Origin of the sequence: Paraflavitalea soli, assembly GCF_003555545.1 — a bacterium.
In the GTDB taxonomy this organism is placed as follows: domain Bacteria; phylum Bacteroidota; class Bacteroidia; order Chitinophagales; family Chitinophagaceae; genus Paraflavitalea; species Paraflavitalea soli.
The window spans coordinates 1023388-1042707 of record NZ_CP032157.1; the positions used below are offsets into that span (position 1 = coordinate 1023388).

General features: G+C 49.2%; 15 protein-coding genes. 6 read left to right on the forward strand and 9 right to left on the reverse strand.

Annotated features, from left to right (window positions below; all coding sequences use genetic code 11):
* Positions 1-7: 7 nt before the first annotated feature.
* Positions 8-874, forward strand: a complete 867-nt coding sequence (locus tag D3H65_RS03875) for an alpha/beta hydrolase (protein ID WP_119049001.1) — start codon at positions 8-10, stop codon at positions 872-874.
* A 28-nt stretch (positions 875-902) separates the two neighbouring features.
* On the opposite strand, the gene D3H65_RS03880 is transcribed toward D3H65_RS03875, so the two are convergent.
* The 4 genes from D3H65_RS03880 to D3H65_RS03895 all read right to left on the reverse strand — a co-directional run bounded on the left by D3H65_RS03880 (position 903) and on the right by D3H65_RS03895 (position 6733).
* On the reverse strand, positions 903-1367 hold the full coding sequence (locus tag D3H65_RS03880; RefSeq protein WP_245999679.1) for a DUF983 domain-containing protein: 465 nt from the start codon (positions 1365-1367) through the stop codon (positions 903-905).
* A 2-nt stretch (positions 1368-1369) separates the two neighbouring features.
* Entirely contained in the window at positions 1370-2263 is an 894-nt protein-coding gene (locus D3H65_RS03885; RefSeq protein ID WP_119049003.1) for an AraC family transcriptional regulator, read from the reverse strand.
* Positions 2264-3262: 999 nt separating this feature from the next.
* Positions 3263-5386 (reverse strand): right-handed parallel beta-helix repeat-containing protein, encoded by a 2124-nt coding sequence (locus tag D3H65_RS03890; protein WP_119049004.1) that lies wholly within the window; start codon positions 5384-5386, stop codon positions 3263-3265.
* Between the two features lie 18 nt (positions 5387-5404).
* The gene (locus D3H65_RS03895) at positions 5405-6733 is read right to left on the reverse strand and encodes a hypothetical protein (RefSeq protein ID WP_119049005.1); all 1329 of its coding nucleotides are present in this window, start codon (positions 6731-6733) and stop codon (positions 5405-5407) included.
* Positions 6734-6921: 188 nt separating this feature from the next.
* Here D3H65_RS03895 and D3H65_RS03900 point away from each other — a divergent pair, with 188 nt between their 5' ends.
* Entirely contained in the window at positions 6922-7509 is a 588-nt protein-coding gene (locus D3H65_RS03900; RefSeq protein WP_119049006.1) for a hypothetical protein, read from the forward strand.
* A 25-nt stretch (positions 7510-7534) separates the two neighbouring features.
* On the opposite strand, the gene D3H65_RS03905 is transcribed toward D3H65_RS03900, so the two are convergent.
* Both D3H65_RS03905 and D3H65_RS03910 read right to left on the reverse strand, forming a co-directional pair.
* The gene (locus tag D3H65_RS03905) at positions 7535-8014 is read right to left on the reverse strand and encodes a DUF1772 domain-containing protein (RefSeq protein ID WP_119049007.1); all 480 of its coding nucleotides are present in this window, start codon (positions 8012-8014) and stop codon (positions 7535-7537) included.
* 11 nt (positions 8015-8025) lie between these two features.
* On the reverse strand, positions 8026-9915 hold the full coding sequence (locus D3H65_RS03910) for a M1 family metallopeptidase (RefSeq protein ID WP_119049008.1): 1890 nt from the start codon (positions 9913-9915) through the stop codon (positions 8026-8028).
* Between the two features lie 120 nt (positions 9916-10035).
* Here D3H65_RS03910 and D3H65_RS03915 point away from each other — a divergent pair, with 120 nt between their 5' ends.
* From D3H65_RS03915 to D3H65_RS03930, 3 genes are all read left to right on the forward strand, one after another.
* A complete protein-coding gene (locus D3H65_RS03915) occupies positions 10036-12456 on the forward strand; it encodes an ABC transporter permease (RefSeq protein ID WP_119049009.1) in 2421 nt (806 codons plus the stop codon).
* Positions 12457-12545: 89 nt separating this feature from the next.
* Positions 12546-12893 carry a YciI family protein gene (locus D3H65_RS03920; RefSeq protein ID WP_119049010.1) on the forward strand — a complete coding sequence of 116 codons (348 nt, stop codon included), beginning with the start codon at positions 12546-12548 and terminating at the stop codon, positions 12891-12893.
* Positions 12894-13289: 396 nt separating this feature from the next.
* Positions 13290-15611 (forward strand): T9SS type A sorting domain-containing protein, encoded by a 2322-nt coding sequence (locus D3H65_RS03930; RefSeq protein WP_119049012.1) that lies wholly within the window; start codon positions 13290-13292, stop codon positions 15609-15611.
* Positions 15612-15740: 129 nt separating this feature from the next.
* Here D3H65_RS03930 and D3H65_RS03935 read toward each other — a convergent pair whose 3' ends face one another.
* On the reverse strand, positions 15741-16466 hold the full coding sequence (locus D3H65_RS03935; protein WP_162915392.1) for a hypothetical protein: 726 nt from the start codon (positions 16464-16466) through the stop codon (positions 15741-15743).
* Positions 16467-16649: 183 nt separating this feature from the next.
* Here D3H65_RS03935 and D3H65_RS03940 point away from each other — a divergent pair, with 183 nt between their 5' ends.
* A complete protein-coding gene (locus tag D3H65_RS03940; protein ID WP_162915393.1) occupies positions 16650-17171 on the forward strand; it encodes a DUF6933 domain-containing protein in 522 nt (173 codons plus the stop codon).
* A 19-nt stretch (positions 17172-17190) separates the two neighbouring features.
* Here the strand turns inward: D3H65_RS03940 and D3H65_RS03945 are convergent, their stop codons facing one another.
* The gene (locus D3H65_RS03945) at positions 17191-18360 is read right to left on the reverse strand and encodes a THUMP domain-containing class I SAM-dependent RNA methyltransferase (protein ID WP_119049015.1); all 1170 of its coding nucleotides are present in this window, start codon (positions 18358-18360) and stop codon (positions 17191-17193) included.
* Positions 18357-19109, reverse strand: coding sequence for a DoxX family protein (locus D3H65_RS03950; protein WP_119049016.1), 753 nt, complete (start codon positions 19107-19109; stop codon positions 18357-18359). The genes D3H65_RS03945 and D3H65_RS03950 overlap by 4 nt, the downstream gene beginning before the upstream one ends.
* Positions 19110-19320: the final 211 nt, after the last annotated feature.

Below are 19320 nucleotides of genomic sequence, written 5' to 3' on the forward strand. Positions count from 1 at the left end.
TCCCATCATGAAATATACCTGTTTAGCTATAGGCCTGTTGCTGACCACCCTGGTGCAGGCACAACAATCAAGGAGTGATAGCAGTAAACCTTTTGTGTTGGGTGTTACTGATGGGTTCTACTCCAGGTTGTTGGGTGAAAAGCGAACGGTCAACATTTATCTTCCCGAAGGATATGACAAATACGACACGGTTACCTATCCGGTGATCTATTTGCTGGATGGTGCGGCTGATGAAGATTTTATTCATGTAGCCGGACTTGTTCAGTTCAATAACTTCTCCTGGATCGACCGGGTACCTAAATCAATTGTAGTAGGTATTGTAAATACCGACAGGAAAAGAGACTTTACTTTTCCCACCAGTATTAAGGAGCAAAAAGACCAGTACAAAACGGCCGGCAGGTCGGCGCTCTTCATTGCCTTTCTCGAGAAAGAGTTACAGCCCTTTATTAATAAGAAATACAAGGGAACTGGTTCCAATATGCTCATCGGTCAATCCCTGGGCGGGCTGTTGGCAGCAGAGGTCTTATTGAAACGCCCCCAGCTTTTTAATAAATACATAATTATTAGTCCCAGTTTGTGGTGGGACAATGGATCATTGCTAAACCAGCCTTCGGCTTTACTGGAAGAAAAGTTTGATCGTCCTACCGATGTGTATATCGGAGTTGGTAAAGAAGGATTAACACCCGGCGCCAACCCCCGTGTAATGGAAGTAGATGCCAACCTGCTGGCAGATAAGATCAGGACCACAAAAAGTAAGCAGGTGACCGTTCATTTTGACTATCTGCCGCAGGAAGATCATGCCACCATTATGCACATTGCTGTATTTAACGCACTTCGTTTGTTGTATCCCAAGGCCATCAATAAAGAAGACTGATCGCTTTTCTCTACCCCTGCCGGTTTTATTACCAGTTGTTCATTTGATCCTTGTTGATCCTTTCGGGTTGTTCCGGCGCATGCTCTCTCCAGTTCTTATCATACTTCACAAAGAAAGCGAGCCAGAGCGCTCTTGCCAGGCGCATCAGCACAGGCTGCAGCCCGATCAGTAAGACACCGTTGATGGCCATCCAGTAAAAGAAGCGGTTATCCTGCGTGCTAAGGCCAATAAAGACCCACCAGGCTACCAGGGTGGCTACGCTGAGTGCTACAGACAGTGCATAACTTACATAACTGGAGCCATAATAGAAACCTACTTCCAGTTCAAAAGGCTGTCCACAGGAAGGGCAGCGTTCATTCATCTTCATGGTGCTTTTCAGTTTGTAGGGATTGGCTTCCACAAACATATTGCCCTGCCGGCAGCGCGGACATTTACATTTAAGAATATTGAATGCGCTGGGAGTGGATTGGTGAGAGGCGGTGGCCATGTCCATGATCATTTATTTTCGGTGTGAAATTGTTTTCTAAACTCATCCGGGGTCATTCCGGAATACTTCTTAAAGAACCGGTTGAAGTAGGAGTTGTCCTGGAAGTTCAGGTCATACGCAATCTCTGTAACCGTCATCCGGGCATTGGTGAGCAGTCGCTTGGCTTCCAGGAGCACACGCTCGCGGATCAGTTCACCAGCCGTTTTACCCAACAGGTCCTGGCATAGCGCATTGAGGTGATTGGGTGTTACGTACAAGAGATCGGCATACTCCTTCGGCAGGCGGATAGAACGGTAATGGGTATCGATCAGCCGCCTGAACCCCCGGAGCAGTATTAGTTTTTGTTGTGGTATGGCTTTATTGCTGTTGGCAGCGAGTGAATGGTCGATCAGCAGGAACAACTGCAGCAACAATACCCGTACCATATCTGTATGACTTTTCCAATCATGTCCCGAATAGGTCAGTATCGACTCCAGGAGTTGAGCAGTTTGTTTGTGCAGGTCAACGGGCAATTGGTATACACCTTCTTCACTGATACCGCTGAAGAAAGGGAACCGGTCCATATAATGAGGGTTCTGCAGGAATGACTTGAAGAAATTCTCTGAAAAGTTGATGATGAATCCCGCCATATTATTATCAAAATGCCAGCTGTGTACCTGGCCGGGTATCATGAAATATATTTGGTACGGCTTTACGTCGAATGTGGTGAAGTCAATGGAATGTGTTCCTTTGCCCCTGGTAAAAAGCAGCAGGTGATAAAAGGAGTGGCGATGGGGGAAATGCAGGTGGTCATAATATTTGTGCAGGTAGCTGGAGAGCCGGTCGGCCAGGAAATCGTCGTTGGCTCCTGGTTCCCTGCTGATGCTGCAGATATCATACACCGGTATGTTTTCCTTTGCCATGGTGAACTGGATTGAGAAACAAAGCTACATCCGAAAAGTGCAATCCGTGTGGCATAATTCAGGGAGTTGATGGTACTTTTTACTGATGGTTAGTTTTGGGCGGGCGATATGGGGGTGTTCTACGGCTCTCCCGTAAATCTCCCCATAGTAGTCCCAGAGAAATCCCAGGAGAATACTACTACCATGGCCTCTATAAGAGCTCTATATGTGCTCTATAACAGCTCTATAAGAGCTCTATAACTTTTTGAAATATATTGAATACTTTGTATGTTATAGTGCAAGGGGATTTCTGGTATTCAGCGTATTTTTAATAACCAGATTAAAATTGTGTGGAAAAACAACCATTATGCATGCAAACAAACGAAGATTGCGGAAACTGTCAGGGGTGATTTGGAAATGGGTATGTGAATGTCGTACGTTTGTATGGAACAGTTACCAAAGCAATTGACCATGTGGACGAGGCCTCTAAGCATGGTTGATGGAACTAAGTGTTGTGCAACACTGAAAGCAAGCTTCGAGCGACGAGCTTAAAGCTGCGAGCGCCCGCTCCCGCTGTGGCGGGACAAGTTGTGGCGGGACTGGTTTTTTAGCTGTTGGCTACAAGCGGTTGGGTTTTAACAGTAGCTTTTACCCTCTTAGCTTTTTGCTATTCACATTTTGTGTATAGCTACCGGCTGAGGGCTATTGCCACTGGTTTTCGTTTTTACGGCTGTGATCTATGAAAGGCCTGGTGCGCCAGCCACCGGGCAAATGGACAAGGGTCCGGATGCAGCGGGGAATGAAAGGCAGGATTTGGCCGGGATGAGGAGCTACGATTTAAAAGTCGAAGCTGTTAGGGTCTAACGGTTGTGTAGTTTATTTTTAAACATCTAAATGAATGATAAGTACAGGCGAGTTTGTAATTACCTGTATTGATCTGATATTTGTATGGAATGGCCCCGCTTGAGAGAGCGGGGCCATTTTTGTTTGTACGAGCGTAATAGTCTTGTATAGATAAGGTTAGGGTACTACCGTGGTGGCGGTATCGTTGGCTCGCTGTATCAACGTTTTGGGCGTGCGCGTATCACCCGAAAAATTATTGCTGATGATCGATGTTCCATAGGTCGTATTAATGTAAATGCCATAATGATTGCCCGGCCACAGGAATCCCGGCGTGTCACTGATAAAGGTATTTTCCTGTATGGTACAATTGGCTGCATTGAACAGGGAAATGCCATGCTGCGCAAAGTTCCGGATCGTATTGCCTTTGATCAGGATATTGGCGTGATCCAATGACACCGGGGACATGGCATCATCAAAATTGTTGTTGATCCCCACAGAATCGATCTTGTTGATGCGTATGTTGATCGAACCGGCATCTTCGCCCAGTACGTCAAACCCGCAGGTCCTGATATCGTTGTTCATGATCCAGATATCGCGGCTGTACAGCCCATTGTACCAGAAGGCTGCTTCATTGTACAGGGAAACGGCCGGGGAGGAACAACTATAGTACTGGTTGTTTTCCACCATGCCTTTGGCTGCACGTATAATGGAGCCACGCGCCCTTACGGTGAAGCGGCTGTTGCTGATCATAAACCTTTCATTGCGCAGGTTGGTATTGTAGAGCTGTACATTCTGCTGCAGGTCAGTAAGTCCAATGTCCACCATGCTGTCATAATCATTGGTGGGGATGGCCGGAGAGAACTGCACGCGGTAAGCACCGCTCTGCAGGTACACCGTATCGACGGTGAAATTGGGACTCATCACCTTACCTGTTTTAGGCGTGAAGATGCGGAAGATATGTCCTTTCTTCAGGTTCATGAACTCATTGTTGGTGAGGGTGAGCGTAGTACTGTTGATCTTTGTTTTTACAAAGATGCCTTTGTTGTACAGGGCTACACCATCATCTGCATTGCCGATAAAAGTACTATTCTCCACCCAGGGACCTATCGCATTGGCCCGGCAATGCACACCATCGGCATTGGCGGATACCAGCCGGCTTTGGTCTTTCAGGGTGGTCTGACAGTTGAGCACCTTCATATCGCTGCCATCATAGGAATAATAACATCCGATGGGGCTGGCATAGTTGATCACACTATCGAAGACGAGGTCGGTACAATTGCGGGTGCTCATCAGCGGTCCTACATTGTCCCTGGCTACAATAGACAGCACATCACCCACGGCAAAGAATTTGCCTACCTTGCTGCCTGCATGATAAATATTGTAAGTGGGTGTGTCCTTACAAGCCAGCGGCGTTACATCGGCCGGACCAATTCCAAACGTATTGTTGTTTATTTTCTTCAGGCTGCCTGGATCGGCAGGATCGACCAGGTAGGCCCACGACCAGTAATTGGTAAAAGAAGGGTTATTGTAAATGGCAGGGTAATACGGTGACATTTTACCGGTCACTCCTCTGAGTCTCACATTTACATTTAATGTATTGGTGTCGGAATTGTTTACGCTGATCACATCCAGCAGGGAGTGGGGCAGGGGGTCCCAGTCTACTTTAAGTCGCCGTACGGTAATGCGGTTGGAGTTCTGTATGCGCATAAAGCCTACATGCGCATGGTTCTTAATGAGGATATTGGCATTGTTGCCTTCAATGATCAGGTCGTTTATATTGGCCGTGTCAATAGCAAACAGTCCGGTAATGCCGGCGTCGAGTTCATAAGTAGCGTCGGCCGTAAATGCCAGTATGGAAGGCGTATTCATGATGGCCTTGCGCATCGTGTCTTTGATAGCTTTAAGGGTGGCGCCGGCTGGTATGGTATAAGTTCTTACGGGCTGCGCTACGGTATAGGTAAAGCGGGCCGACCAACTGCTGATATCAGTACCAGCCTGGTCCTTTGCTCTTACCCGCCAGTAGACAATGCCCAGGGGTAAGCGGCTTACAGGCACAAAACGGGTAATAAAAAGATCATTGCGGGCAACGATGATATTGGTGAAGGCGGTGTCGGTAGCCAGTTGGATGTCGTAACTGTATCCGTTGGTCACGGCCAGCCAGGTAAAGGAAGGGTTGCGCACATAGCCGGTACTGTTGTTGGCAGGGGCCGACAAAGCAGGTTGGTTAATGGCGAAGCTTTCACCGGTGATAAGGCCGCCTATCAGCAGCAGCAGGAAGGTGCGTAGCATGGTATATTTCATGGGGATGAGCTTTAATGATTAGTAAATGAACTTGCTGGTGAGGAGATGACCTTGCAGGGAAATAAAACTGGCCATGTAGAGGCCGTGTGTGCCCGCAGGTACCTGTAGGGGGAAGCGGTTCTTTCCTTTGATGGCTGCTACCTTGCGGGTGTAAAGCAACCGGCCGTTGAGGTCATGTACCTGTACCACACCGGTGACAGGCTGCGGGGCAGTCAGTTCGGCCATCACCATCGGATTCTTTACATCGGTCAATACGCGGAGGGTGGCAGTCGATGTTTTGGCCGTCCTGGCCAATGGAGATACTGCCTGCGGCGCCATGGCTACACTCCTGAAGGCTGTATTGCTATCGGCCTGTGCAATGATAACCGGTTTGAGGTTGGAGAAACTGGCATTGTAGCCCGTGCTGTCAATATACCTGATGAGTTCGCCGCCAATATCATTCCTGCGCACGGTATATAAGGTAACGATGCCATCCTGCTCTATACCCGTAACGCCCCGGTATTTATCGGCAAACAGGCCAATGGTGCCATTGTCTACCCAGGAGCCTGCTACCAGCGAATATTTCCGCAGCACATTGTTGTCTGCTATATACAATACGTTGACCGTATCACTGCCATTGAGCCTGGTCATAAAATACTGGAAGGGGCTTCCGCCGCTGGTGGCATAGCCCGGCAGGTTTACCATGGTTTGCCCGGTGACGGTGGGCAGGCCGGTGCCTACGCGCGCCAGTCGCAACCCGGTAGCGGTAGAAGAGGCATAGAGTTGCCCGTCATAAATGCCGAGGCAGCGTCCGGTAGAAGTAGTGATCAGCGTATTGCTGGTGCCCGTACTCCCCACGGTGGCATATACAATGCCGCCATTGCCGCCGGTCACCCATAGATCGGAGCCGTTGACAACAGCGCCACGCACAGCAACGGTATTGAACCGGTTGCTGAATGCCGTGCTGCTGTTTACATTGCCGGAAGGATCGATCACCGCTACTGTTCTGTTGACCGTGGCGCTGGTGGTGGCGGCAACACTGGCCGTGCCGGCTGCGGCATCATAACCTGCCAGGGCCAGGTATTGGCCATCTTCAGAAAGGCTGATAAAACCTTCGGTGTAATCTGTGGCGAGGGGAGCGAGGGTAAGGCGGCGGTTACTGCCACTGACGGTTACCGGCAGGGCAATGCTGCGTTGTAATTCTCCACAGGGATTGTACTCATCCAGGAATACCGGCTGGGCCATGCCGGCGGTCATCGGTGTGGTGCCCGTGCCGATGCGGACGACCACTATATTCCCATTGCCGAATGATTGTGCGCGGCTGCTAACGGTGCACAGGAATAGCAGGATAAAGAGAAGTGTTCTCATATAGCAAGTATTGGTTTTTGCAAATCGTTGTACACACAATCTTTGCAAAAAACAATACCTGTCAAAGGAAACTGGCAGGATTATTTGGGTGGGAACCTTCCCTGCGTGCGGGAATGTTCCCAACTTTGAGGTTACGGGAAAAGTTTGTTTCTTTATAAGAGCCTGCCTTCTAAACCGGCCCCCCTTGTATGACGAAATACCCGCTGTTGATCCTCTTGAGTTTTCTGCTCATGGCTGGCCTCTGTAATAAAGAGAAGACGAATGCTGTGTATGTACCTGATCACCTCAAGCTCATGTTACCTTATACCAATGGGCAGGTGGTGCAATATAGCAGCCCGGTTGGCCGCGTCGTGCAGGCCACAGTGGCCATCACCTCACGGATTGCTAAGAAAGCGTATTGTGCCAGTTGTGATCCCTCGGTGCTCGAAGAGACGATCAGCTATGTTTTTACCGCCAGCGGAAAGACTTTTGTGAATATATCGGTAGATACACGCCCGCGTATATTTATGTCTGTTTACTCACCCCTCGATAATTTCCAGGTAGGGGCGGGGTTTGACTTTGAAACGATGGAAGATGTAGCACAGGTTTCGTGCAATGCTCCCCGTCAATCCTGTTTAAGTTCGGTTGTATTGAATGGTAAAACCTATACCAACATGCTGCAGGTGATCAGTGGCGCTTCTGCCGATGCTCAACTTACCAAAGCTTATTATACAGTAAATAAAGGACTGATTGGTTTTGCTTATGGCAATGGCACTACTTATACGTTGGTGGAATAGCCGATAGATGCTCCTGATCTATCTCCTAAGCTTTACCAGCATTTCCGGCTGTCAGTTGTACCGCAATAATAAACGCAATAAAACTTCCGATACCTGCCAGCGTACGTATCAGGTGATATATGTCCCAGGTATGCAACAGTTCTTTCCAGTTGGCTGGTGGATTGGCCGGCGACCATGTTCTCATCAATTGGTTGATGGGCACATTGCCAAACCTGGTGACCAGTAAAGCGGTCAATGCCAGACCTGCAGCCAGCAATGCAAAATTTCTTGCACCGGCATGGCTCCTGGAAACGATAGCATACCAAACTGCACCAATGATAGCCAGCGCCATTAAGGCAGGCATCACAATGCCATTGTGCGTCATTAATTGCGTGCGGAAAGTGAAATGCACTTGCTCGGGTACCTCATAAAAAGTAGGTACTATGTTGAGGTAAGTATAAAAAAAGGCGCCGGCCAGCAGGCCGGTGGCCAATAAGGCAATGGATCGGGGAATGGTTGTGCGCATGAACCGGTGTATTATTTTTTAACAGGTGCCTTCCACATATTATCTGCCTCATTGGTATCCATAAAGATATTTCCATCCAACAACAGAGAAGTAATGGCCTTGCTTGTTTTAATCGCTACCGTGGCCAGCTGCTGGTTCTTTTGCCAGATGGCAGGCGTCTGGTGCAAGGTTTCCTTACTGCCATCAGCATATACGATCTGCACATCGAGTGGAATGGCAAAGCCGCCCACATTGTTGATGGTTAGTGTATAGCCGGTGCTGGTCTTTGTAACGCTTTTCACAGCTACATCAATATGGTTGAAAGTAAAGTACCAGTTGTTCCAGAACCAATTGAGGTTGCGGCCCGATAAGCGGTTAAACGTATTGAAGAAATCCCAGGGAATGGGATGTTTGCCGTTCCACAGTTTCATGTATCCCTGCAGGCATTTTTTGAACGTTGCGTCTCCAAGCAGGTCTTTAACAGCCAGGTAGCCAAGCGCTGCCTTGCCATATTGGTTGGCGCGCAAACCACTGCCGGTAACAGCCGTGCCGGGGGTAATGATGGGGATCTCAAATTCTGCAGCGGGATCTTTTACAAAGGGGGCAACGCGAAATTCTTTAAAGGCCCTGTCGGCAACTTCCGCATTGGCAGCATGCCCGATAAGGTATTCAAAAGAAGTGGCCCAGGCTTCGTCCATAAAACCAAACCGGGTCTCATTGATACCCATATAAAACGGCATATAGGTGTGGGCAATTTCATGCTCTGCTACCAACCTGGCCAGCGCCGTATCCTCTCCGTAGGTCTCGTCATTGACCATCATAGGGTACTCCATACCGGCATATCCCTGGAAGATGGTTGTTTTCTCGTAAGGATAGGGAATGCCGGGCCAGTTGCGGGAAAACCACTGCAAGGCATTCCGGGCAAAGCCTACCATGTGGGGATAATCCTTGGTGGTATCGTTATACGCCGCCTGCACGCTGGCCCTGCGCCCGGTGGCGTCATCTACGATGGTACTGCCGGCATCCCATACAAAATGGTCACTGATGCCAAAAGCCATATCGGGTATATTGGTGGCTTTGAATTGCCAGGCGTTCACGGCGTTTTGTGTAGTGACATTTTTAGCGGCCACATCGGCCTTGGTGGCTATGGGGATCACGGCATCGCTGGTAAAGGATTCTTTGAAGCGTTTGGCAACAGCGGGCTGTAACAAAGTTTCCGGTTGCTGCAAGGTGCCGGTGCCCCATACTACGAAATTGGCAGGCACTTTAATGGTGACGGTATAATCGTTGAAGTCGCTGTAAAACTCGTGCAGGTCATCGAAGTTGCTGCGGTCCCATCCACTGATATCATCATTCACGGCAATGCGTGGGTAAAAATAAGCCAGGTAGAAAGTGGTGGAGTCGATCACACCTTCCCGGTTGCTGGTTATGGATAAGTCGTAATGCCAGTTGAAAGTGAACTTTACGGAGTCGCCTGGTTTGACAGGCTGAGGCAGTTTCACACGATGTAGCACAAAGCCATTGGGATCGGGCCAGGTTTGCGGTTGACCATCTACTGTAAAGTGGTCGATGTGTACGCCGGAAGTGAGGTAGTCTTCGTCCTGGTTACCTGCACGCAGGGCGCCTGGCTTGTGAATATTGAGTAATAACCTGAATGTTGGGTATTGGATAGGTTCCGGACTGTTGTTGAAATACACGATCTCCTCCGTGCCCTGGATAGTACGGCTGGGTGGGGTGGCGGTGATGGTAATATTGTACCGGGCCTTGCTTTGCCAGTATTTGCCGGCGGGTTGTCCATCCGGTGAGCGGGTACCATTCTTATAGGCCTGCTGCACATCACGCGGCATGTATAAGGAGGATTGGGCCTGGCTGGCCAGGGAGGTGGCTATCAGTAAAAAGGCAAAAAGCAGGTAACGTGTCATATGCAAAGGTTTAAAGAAGGGACAAGTTACTGATTCAGTAGAAATTTAGCAGGGGCAATCACGACAATACATTTTGTATCCCTTTATTTATATAGTATATTCCGGGATCAAAACTAACCCATGATCAGGAATATCTTGCTTGTCACGTATCGCAACCTCGTACGCAATAAAGTTTATACCACCATCAATGTACTGGGCCTGGCTTTGGGCCTTGCCGCTTTTCTGCTGATAGGCGCTTATGTACGGTTTGAAAAAAGCTATGACACTGACCAGGTGGACGCGGATAATATTTACCGGGTGGAAAGCCAGTTTTACAAGGGCGGGAGTCTTACGGATGACTGGGCTACCAGTACGAATGGTTATGCCAATGCCATGAAGGATAACCTGCCGGGTATTGCTTCCTTTGCGCGTATAAGCTGGGCTGGCTCAGAACGGGTGATCCGGTACAACGATATCAAGTTCCGGGAAGAACATGTTGTGTTAGCAGACAGCAACTTCTTTTCTTTCTTCTCCTATCCTTTGCTGAAAGGGAATGCTGCTACGGCGCTGACAGGCGTAAACAGTATTGTGCTCTCTGAATCAGCCGCCAAAAAATACTTTGGTACAGCCGATCCCCTGGGCAAGATGCTGGATGTGGCTACACAGACGAGAAAAATGCAATGCATGGTGACGGGTGTATTTAAGGATATGCCCAAAAATTCTACGTTGCAATTGAACTTCCTCCTCTCCTGGGGTACTACACCGCAGTGGCTGAAGGACTTTTGGTACCAGCATGAAAGCTACACCTTTGTAAAGCTGACGCCTGGTACGCGTACCACGGATATAGAAAGACAGTTCCCGGCGCTGGCAGAAAAATATAAAACAGGCCCATCGCTGAAAGACCTGAAATGGGGTATCCAACTGGTGCCTTTAAAAGAAATTCACCTTAATAAGGCTAAGCCCTATGAGGTGGAAGCCAAGGGCAACCGTTTTTTTATCGGGTTCCTCTCTATTATAGCGTATATCATACTGCTGATCGCTTATATCAATTACATCAACCTGGCTACCACCAAATCGATGGACCGTGCGCGGGAGGTAGGCATACGCAAAGTAAACGGCGCGCCTGCTTCACAGCTGGTGTTTCAGTTTATGCTGGAATCGGTGATCATTAATGTGCTGGCGCTGGTATTGTCGGCGCTGCTGGTGATCGGGTCTGTATCCTGGCTGCCGCTTTTCCTCAGTGCCAATGGCATGCAGGGTTTACTGATGAACCAGGAACTCTTTATCCATACCGGCCTGGTATTTATTATCAGCACCTTCCTCTCGGGTATTTATCCTGCCCTGGTATTGGTACGGTTGAAACCCATATCCGTATTGAAAGGACGTTTCTCGTTTTCTAAACGAGGCGTACTGTTGCGTAAAGGCATGGTGGCGTTCCAGTTTGTTGCTTCATTGTTATTGATCGCCGGTACGATTGCTGTATACCGGCAGATCAATTATATGACGGGACAAAATACGGGGGTCAACATCAGGCAGACCATTGTGATCAAAGCGCCTGTTAAAACAGCTGATTACGCACAAAAAATACGAAGCCTGAAAACGAGCATACAGGGCATACCGGGTGTAAAGGCAGTTACAGCTTCCGGGGCAGTACCGGGCAAGGCGGTTGGGAAATCTTTGGCCAACAGGCGGTTTGGCGCTGCAGCTACCGAAGAGCGTACCTATGAAATGCTGAAAGCCGATCATGATTTTATCAGTATGTATGGTTTGCAGATAATTGCGGGCCGGGGATTTGACAAGGACCGGCCTGCTGATTCCACGGGTATGGTGTTGAATGAATCGGCAGTAAAGCAGTTTGGATTTGCTTCTCCCGAGGCGGCCATCGGACAGAAAATATGGGTGGAAACGCTGGAGCAACGTCCCAATGAAGTGATCGGCGTGATCAGGGATTATCACCAACAATCCCTACAACAGGATTTTACGCCTTTTATTCTTTTTATGGATCCGGGTCTCAACTGGATACCGGCCGATTATGTTTCCGTCAAGCTGGATGCTGTGCAAATGCGGGATAAGGTGGCTGCACTGGAAAAGATCTGGAACAGCTATTTTCCTGAATCTTCCTTCGACTTCTTTTTCCTGGATGATTTCTATAACGGGCTATACCAGCAGGAGGTGCATTTTAGCCGCAATTTCCTGGTGTTCTCTTCGCTGGCCATCTTTATTACCTGCCTTGGTTTATTGGGATTAACGGCTTATTCTACGGCCCGTCGCATCAAAGAGATCGGCATCCGCAAAGTGCTGGGCGCTTCGGTTCAAAATATCCTGCTGTTGCTTAGCTGGGATGTAGTGAAACTGATCTTGCTCTGCAGCCTGGCGGCTATTCCGGCAGCATTTCTTTTAATACAACAATGGCTCAACGGGTATGCGTTCAGGGTATCGATCAGCTGGTGGCAGTTTGTGCTGCCGGTGATCACCCTGGTGGTTATTGCCCTGGTAACCACCGCTTCGCTTACGATCAAAGCGGCGCTCTCCAATCCTACGCAATCTTTGCGGGACGAGTAATGGATACGGGCTTCTAAAAAATAGTGGGTTTATTGTCCTGGTCCCCGGTGTTCGATCGTCGTAGGAGGGAACAATAAATTGTATATACCATGAAAGAGTTCGTATTGATCTTCAGGAGCAGCCGGAATCCGCATGCCAATCCTTCCCCTGAGCAGGTACAGGTAAGGATGAATTGGCTGGGAGGTATTGCTGCACAAAACAAACTCGCGGATAAGGGCAACCGTCTTTCAGCCGTTCAGGCAAAAGTAGTTCAGCCGGGCAGCCGGGTGGCCGATGGCCCCTATATAGTGGCTACAGAGTTTGTAAACGGTTATATGATCGTAAAGGCTGGTAGCATAGAAGAGGCTGTTGAGATCGCCCAAAGCAATCCCATTCTCAAAGCTGGCGGCAATGTGGAAGTAAGAGCGGTATTGACGCCAGATGATAAGGATCAGTGATGCTTTGTTTAAAAGTGTGGAATAAGTTGCCGGACCTATGCCGGCAACTTATAATTGTCAAAATAACAAGTAAATATCCTCCTATAATGGGTTAATATTTGATACCCCTCTTTTACTCCTGCTTAGTATATTTATTACCGGTATTTTCAATGCAAACAGGCCCGCGAAATGGGGCCATTGCTCTTGCGGGTAAACGGTCCGCAAGCAACCCCTTTTTGATACGGTTATAGCATTCTCTCCTCCACCTTTCATGTTCTCCTTTTGCAAAAGGAAATCCATGCCCATTCCATTGTACTCCTGCTGTGCGGGTGCTGCAAGGTTACTGTTATTGTCTATCAGTAACTGCCGGCATCACCGTATAGGGTATCTATTAATCAAACAAAAAAAACCTGTTTTATGAATCAATGCAAATGCTATCTTTTCCTGCTTGTCCTTGCTTTGGGTTCGCTGGTAGTGCAGGCCCAAACGAATGTGGCGCCACAGGCTACAGCCAGTACTTCCTACGTATCGTCGTGGGAAACGATTGCCGCCTTAAACGATAATTTCACACCGGCCAATTCGAATGATAAATCGCATGGGGCTTATGGCAACTGGAACAATCCCAACTCGCTGCAATGGGTGCAGTACGACTGGTCTCAGACCTATGCTGTCACTTCCATCCAGGTGTATTGGTTTAATGATGGAGGCGGGGTGCTGACGCCCACCACGGCTTATGCGGAATACTGGAATGGCAGCGCCTGGATCAACCTGGGCAATGTGCCGCTGGCAACGAACGCCTTCAATACCTTGTCTTTTTCTTCCGTCAATTTATCCAGGATACGCGTTACGATGCGCAACACTACACAATCCACCGGTATGCTGGAGTGGCGTGTAATGGGCACTGCCGTAGGCGGCGGTGGCACAGGCAATCCTTATACCTGGCCATCTTATTCACCTACGATCAGTTATAATTTCCGGGATGAGTTTCCTTCATTGCCTACACCGGGCAATGTATTGAATGATTGTCCGCAAGTGGTAGGTACACAATCTTCCAATTGGTGGACCTTCCGCTGGGGACCCAATAAAAATGCGCTGGTGACCACGGCGGCTATTACGCCCATGCTTGCCCGCATGAATACGGACTTTGCCTATTTCCGTGATCAAATGGGATGGCCACCTGATCTGCGTGCTAAAAATGGGTATCGCAGTGCGGTATACCTGTACGGCTCAGGATTGTGCACCGACAATGCGCCTAATACGGCATTGGGTGGTTGGCAGAGCGCCATCAGTTACAATGGAACAAGCTGGCCCATGGTGCTGGCATCCTATTATCCCATTTACAGTTTTGATCCCGCTTGCCCTTATTCCGACAGGGTGGGGCAGCAGGGTGCGATGGTGCATGAAGGCATTCACTCTTTGCTGGCCGACCTGCCGGGTGTAAAACAATCAGCCTGGTTCCATGAAGGTGGTAATGTATGGCTGCAGCAAACAGCGGATGCCCGGCGCACGAATAATTTTGCTTCCATGGGTGATCTGAACGGTACTGATTTTATCGCTCCGTTTATGCCCATTGAATGTTATTCCGGCTGGTTGCAGGATGGCAGCTTCGGCGGGCCATCGGCCGAAGGGGTGAACCGCTACAACTCCAGTGGTCAGCAATTGTGCACCTGGCGCACCTATCTCGGCGGACATCAATACAGCAGTTCATTCCCCACTTTCTTAGGGAACACCCTTGGAGATGGTGCCGTGCCCTGGATATGGCGTAATTCACCCACGCGTGTGCTGGCAGGCATTGCTTCGGGAATAGGTACGGCACAAACGCGCCGGCTGATCTCGGAATACCGGGCCAAACAGGCGCTGGTTGATTTCGGTCCCTGGAAGAATGCGGTATTGGCCTTGCTGAATGCACACTTTGGACAAACGATCCAGGCTGAATGGCAGCCTTCCTGGCTGACCCCTGCTGCCTGGACGGCAACGCCCTATGTGGTAACGACCAACAATGCGGGACTGCTGACACCGGAAGCGCGCACTTTGCCGGGATGGTCGGGCGCTAATCAAATTCCCTTGAATGTAACAGGCAATATGGTAACGGTGAACTTTGAGCCGATCGGCGCCAACATGACCTGTCAGCTGGTATACCGTTCTACTACTGGTGTACCGGTGTACAGCGAGATCGTATCCAGTGGCAGCTGTAGTTTACGGCTCGATGTGCCGCCGGCCAGTGGGGTAGTGATCGCTGTCATTACCAATACGGATCATATTTATAACGGCGAAAGCTCCCGTACCACCAAGTATGATTACCGCCTGCGGCTGGTAACGGGTGCTACCGGTGCTGCTTCTGTCAACACCAAATGGTATAACTCGGCTACACTGGCTGCTGCAAGGGTTGCCGGTGGCGACGCACCTGGTGAAGTAGGTATCGATATGTCGAAGTATTGTACGCATGCTTACCACCATACCAAAGAAGTAGCGGAAGTGAAAAGGATCATCAACCCGGATAAGTTCCAGCTATACCCCAATCCTGCGACAGCAAACAATAAAGTATTCCTGGAGTTTGTGAATACGGGTAAAGAAAAGACGGTGATCACGATCGTGTCGCTGACAGGGGTGAAGGTGTTTGAAGGAACGACTACGGGTAACAATTATATTATTGATCCGAAGGGACTGCAAAGTGGCACTTATATCGTCAGTGTGAAGAATGCTTCGGGCAGCAGTACGCAGAAGTTGTTGGTGAAGTAGAGAAGAGAGAAGTTAGCTGTTAGGTATGAGCTGTTAGCTTTGACGATAAGTCCGTAGGTATGTTCATGATGATTGAACATACTTACGGACTTTCTGACTATTTTGTACTCCGTTGTATTGCTCACCGGCTTACGGTCTTTGCGCGGGGCCTGGAAGGGCCGAAGGGAATAAACTCATATCGGCTTTGTACCGCAGGTTTTCGGCTTGGATCTCTGTAAAGACCTTGCGCTGCAACTGGTTTTCTATATTTGAAAGTTCTTCCCGGATATTATCAGTTTGACCAAAGGCTTCAAAATTGTGGCAGCCAATCAGTAGTAACAATTGGTTCAGTTGACCGCCATCGACCATTTCATACAGCAGGAAATGTTTTAATCCTTTTGTCTGGTACAAGTTCTTCAGCTTTGCGAGGCAGCTTTTTGCCTGGGTCATATCCGTTGTAGTGAGGGTAATGTACCGGAGGAAGTTGGATTGCAGGCTTTGGGTATCGGCTATGCTCAGGGCAGGCAGGTATTTTACTTTGAATGATCCTTTGAAATCTCCGAATGGTTCTGTGTGCAGCGCATTGTCGGCTGCATCGCCGGCAGGGTTGACTGGTCTGTCAAAATCACTCCAGGCATGTTGGAAAGTGGCATCGATGAAGTAATCAACCCTTGGTCCCGAAATCACATACCATCCATACCAGTTCCATCGATCCTTGTTGGCGGCATGCCATTGCAGGTGTTGCTTGTATCCCTGTTCAAAGTTATGCTCTTGCCCATGTTTAGGTTTCCACACCGAGAAATGGGCAATATTATTGTTTTGCGCTGTGGTGTGCATGGTCATGCAAATGAGGGCTATGGTGATCCAATTTTTCATGGTATACATCGACTTTTGGTTATCGGTGGGCAGGGAGCGAAGCGCCCCTTGCTGGTGCAAGGCTCCTTATTTTTCAATTACTAATTGCCTGATTTCGACAGGTTAGCCGTTTTTTTCTGCGTTGTGGGTAGCTTGGGCGGACAAGAAATGCCAGGTTTCTGAAAGAAATACTAATTTTCGTCCATGCTTATCCTGCAAGCGGCGCAAAAGCTGCTCAATACATCAAGGTTAGAGGCGTCTCTATACATATCGCAACCATCTGAGGGGCAATTACTTCACAGCTGGTATTGCAGACTGTTGCCTACCGGATTTCCCGGAAAACTGATGGTGATGTATGTACATGAGCCTTCGCTGATGACGATCGTGTGCCGGGGAAAGACGATCAAGGGTAGTTGGGACGAGTTTGTGCTGCGTTTGCCCTTGCTCCTGGAGAAGTACAATTTTCAACCATCCTTTATACAGGCTGAAATGGCGCTTGTGAATGGCTATGTAGTGGGTAAAACAAACAGTCGTTCCATGCTGGGCTATATGAACCAGCAAGTGAAGCAACTGGAGTATGACTGTAGTCTCTTTGCCAGCTACGACCATATTTCGCAGGACATACTGGAAGAAAGAATGATGGAATACCTGTATCAGCCTGCCGATAAAAAGAAACCATTTACTACCGCGGTGGAATACTGGAAGGAATGGATGATATTACCCTGATGCCTGGCGGCTAGCCTATTTAAGTTTTAGGCATGCGTGTACCACTGTACAATTCATATTCGAACAGGCGACAATCGATAACGCTGGTATAAAACTCAATGCGCCGGGTGGCTTTGAGGCCGATCTTCTTGGCCAGCTCCAGGTTGCCGGTAAATACATAACCAAAGTAACCGCGGCATTTTTGTTTCATAAAGTCGCCGATGCGGGCGTATACTTTCTCCAGTTCTGCCACTTCTCCCAATCGTTCACCATATTCGGGATTCACATAAAAGATGCCGGGCGCATTGGCGGGCACTTCGGTATCTGCAAAATCGCACACATTAAACTCAATGAGGTTGGCTACGCCGGCAGCCACCGCATTTTTGCGGGCATTCTCCACCGATCTGGCATTGTAATCGGTAGCAATGATACGCAGCCCGGGCACTTCTTTGATCTGCTCCTCGAGTAAGGCATCCTCCTGCAGGTATACCTGCTCATCATATCCCCGGAAGTGCATAAAAGCATAATTGGTCCTGAACAGGCCGGGCCTGCGGTTGGTGGCGATCATAGCGGCTTCAATGGCTACGGTGCCGGAGCCACACATGGGATTGACGAAGGGGCTTACCCTGTCCCAGCGGGTGGCGAAAATGGTAGCGGCGGCCAATGATTCCAGCATGGGGGCCTGACCGGGAATTTTGCGGTAGCCGTGGCGGGCGAGGGAATCGCCGGAAGTATCTATGAAGGCTTCGGCCTCCTCATTTTTCCAGAACAGGTGGATCACTGCGCCTGTCAAAGCAGAGCCTGTAGAGGGGCGTGTGCCGCGCTTGTCCCTGATGCGGTCGATGATGGCATCTTTTACGCGCAGGTTGGCAAACATGCTGTTGTTGATCGTCTCATTGCTCACATTGCTGGTAATGGAAAAGTAACCGGGCTCGGGTAACAGGTCTTCCCAGGGATAGGAGCGCAGGTTGTTGTACACGTCATCTGCATTGACAGCCCTGAAGGCGGTAAGGCTGTACAATACCTGGCTGGCACAGCGCAGGTTGAGGTTCAGTTTGATACACTCATTCACCGTGGCCTTTAACTTTACGCCGGTCACAAAAGTTTCTTCAATGGTAAATCCCAGTTCCTTCACTTCCTGTTCGAGGTAGGGCATGGTACGTTTGTGGCAGGTAATAGTAACGTCGCCGGTGGTGGTATATATGCTCATCGGCTGCGAATGTACAAAAAAGCCATGCCACTGAACGCTAAACATTGAAACACACTGGTCAACTCATTTCCCTCATCTGTAGCAGGCGCCATGATGGCTCTCGGAATATGTAAGGTGACGAGCCATATTAAGAGCATGACACCCAGTAAAAGGCCTACTGTTTTGGGTTTGAAATGAAGGAAGATGGACAGGCCCGAAGCGGCTAATGCAATACCGGTGAGATAAGTCCAAAACAAAGGGCCGGGGATCCAGGCAGGTACCAGGGTTTTAACAAATTCAGCATATACAAGGTGGTCGATACCGAAAATAAGGAGCATGAGGGCAAAGCCATACTCGCCATACAAAGCAATCTTTCCGAGGCTGCCATTGGTCTGCTTACCCGGGAAAGTGGCTGAGACCATCAAAGCGCCCCCGGCAAGGCCCAGTAATTTCAAGGCATTGGTCCAGGCGCCCAGCATACCCGGGTTGTGGATAAGCCGGATGGGTAAATGGCCAGCCAGCACAAACAAGAGCAGGAACAAGCCAAAATATAGTGCCACAGTTTTTACTTGTTTCATAATTGCGATAAACAAACCTGCCAGCACCAGGATGGCGGCTGTGGCATATACCAATACGTTGAGGTGCTGTGTACTGTCTGGTGCAATGGTCAATATGACGGGACGGAAGCCTGGATACATGAATTGTAAGAAGCCAATACCGGCGATGCCCAGGCCATAGAAAAGTTTGCCCAATGATGTTAGTTGCTGCATGGTTGAGGGAATTGATTGTTTGAAGTGGGTAGGTGTCTTAAGGTACAAAGAAATACGTTGGCTGGAAAATCAGAATGGGCAGGGGCAGGCAGTTGAGCATCAGGCTGACGGGTATGGGTGGTGGCGCAAAAGGTCATCTGTACTTGCCTGTGTTGCCTGGATAGGATGGAAATGGTTATTGGTAATAAAGTGTTAATGTCATCTTTGTTCG

What these genes read in the sequence shown, in the direction of transcription:
- D3H65_RS03950 (WP_119049016.1), bottom strand. Translation starts at nt 19,109, where the DNA reads ATGCAGCAACTAACATCATTGGGCAAACTTTTCTATGGCCTGGGCATC.
- D3H65_RS03885 (WP_119049003.1), bottom strand. Translation starts at nt 2,263, where the DNA reads ATGGCAAAGGAAAACATACCGGTGTATGATATCTGCAGCATCAGCAGG.
- D3H65_RS03935 (WP_162915392.1), bottom strand. Translation starts at nt 16,466, where the DNA reads ATGAAAAATTGGATCACCATAGCCCTCATTTGCATGACCATGCACACC.
- D3H65_RS03890 (WP_119049004.1), bottom strand. Translation starts at nt 5,386, where the DNA reads ATGAAATATACCATGCTACGCACCTTCCTGCTGCTGCTGATAGGCGGC.
- D3H65_RS03920 (WP_119049010.1), top strand. Translation starts at nt 12,546, where the DNA reads ATGAAAGAGTTCGTATTGATCTTCAGGAGCAGCCGGAATCCGCATGCC.
- D3H65_RS03905 (WP_119049007.1), bottom strand. Translation starts at nt 8,014, where the DNA reads ATGCGCACAACCATTCCCCGATCCATTGCCTTATTGGCCACCGGCCTG.
- D3H65_RS03895 (WP_119049005.1), bottom strand. Translation starts at nt 6,733, where the DNA reads ATGAGAACACTTCTCTTTATCCTGCTATTCCTGTGCACCGTTAGCAGC.
- D3H65_RS03875 (WP_119049001.1), top strand. Translation starts at nt 8, where the DNA reads ATGAAATATACCTGTTTAGCTATAGGCCTGTTGCTGACCACCCTGGTG.
- D3H65_RS03945 (WP_119049015.1), bottom strand. Translation starts at nt 18,360, where the DNA reads ATGAGCATATATACCACCACCGGCGACGTTACTATTACCTGCCACAAA.
- D3H65_RS03930 (WP_119049012.1), top strand. Translation starts at nt 13,290, where the DNA reads ATGAATCAATGCAAATGCTATCTTTTCCTGCTTGTCCTTGCTTTGGGT.
- D3H65_RS03915 (WP_119049009.1), top strand. Translation starts at nt 10,036, where the DNA reads ATGATCAGGAATATCTTGCTTGTCACGTATCGCAACCTCGTACGCAAT.
- D3H65_RS03910 (WP_119049008.1), bottom strand. Translation starts at nt 9,915, where the DNA reads ATGACACGTTACCTGCTTTTTGCCTTTTTACTGATAGCCACCTCCCTG.
- D3H65_RS03900 (WP_119049006.1), top strand. Translation starts at nt 6,922, where the DNA reads ATGACGAAATACCCGCTGTTGATCCTCTTGAGTTTTCTGCTCATGGCT.
- D3H65_RS03880 (WP_245999679.1), bottom strand. Translation starts at nt 1,367, where the DNA reads ATGGACATGGCCACCGCCTCTCACCAATCCACTCCCAGCGCATTCAAT.
- D3H65_RS03940 (WP_162915393.1), top strand. Translation starts at nt 16,650, where the DNA reads ATGCTTATCCTGCAAGCGGCGCAAAAGCTGCTCAATACATCAAGGTTA.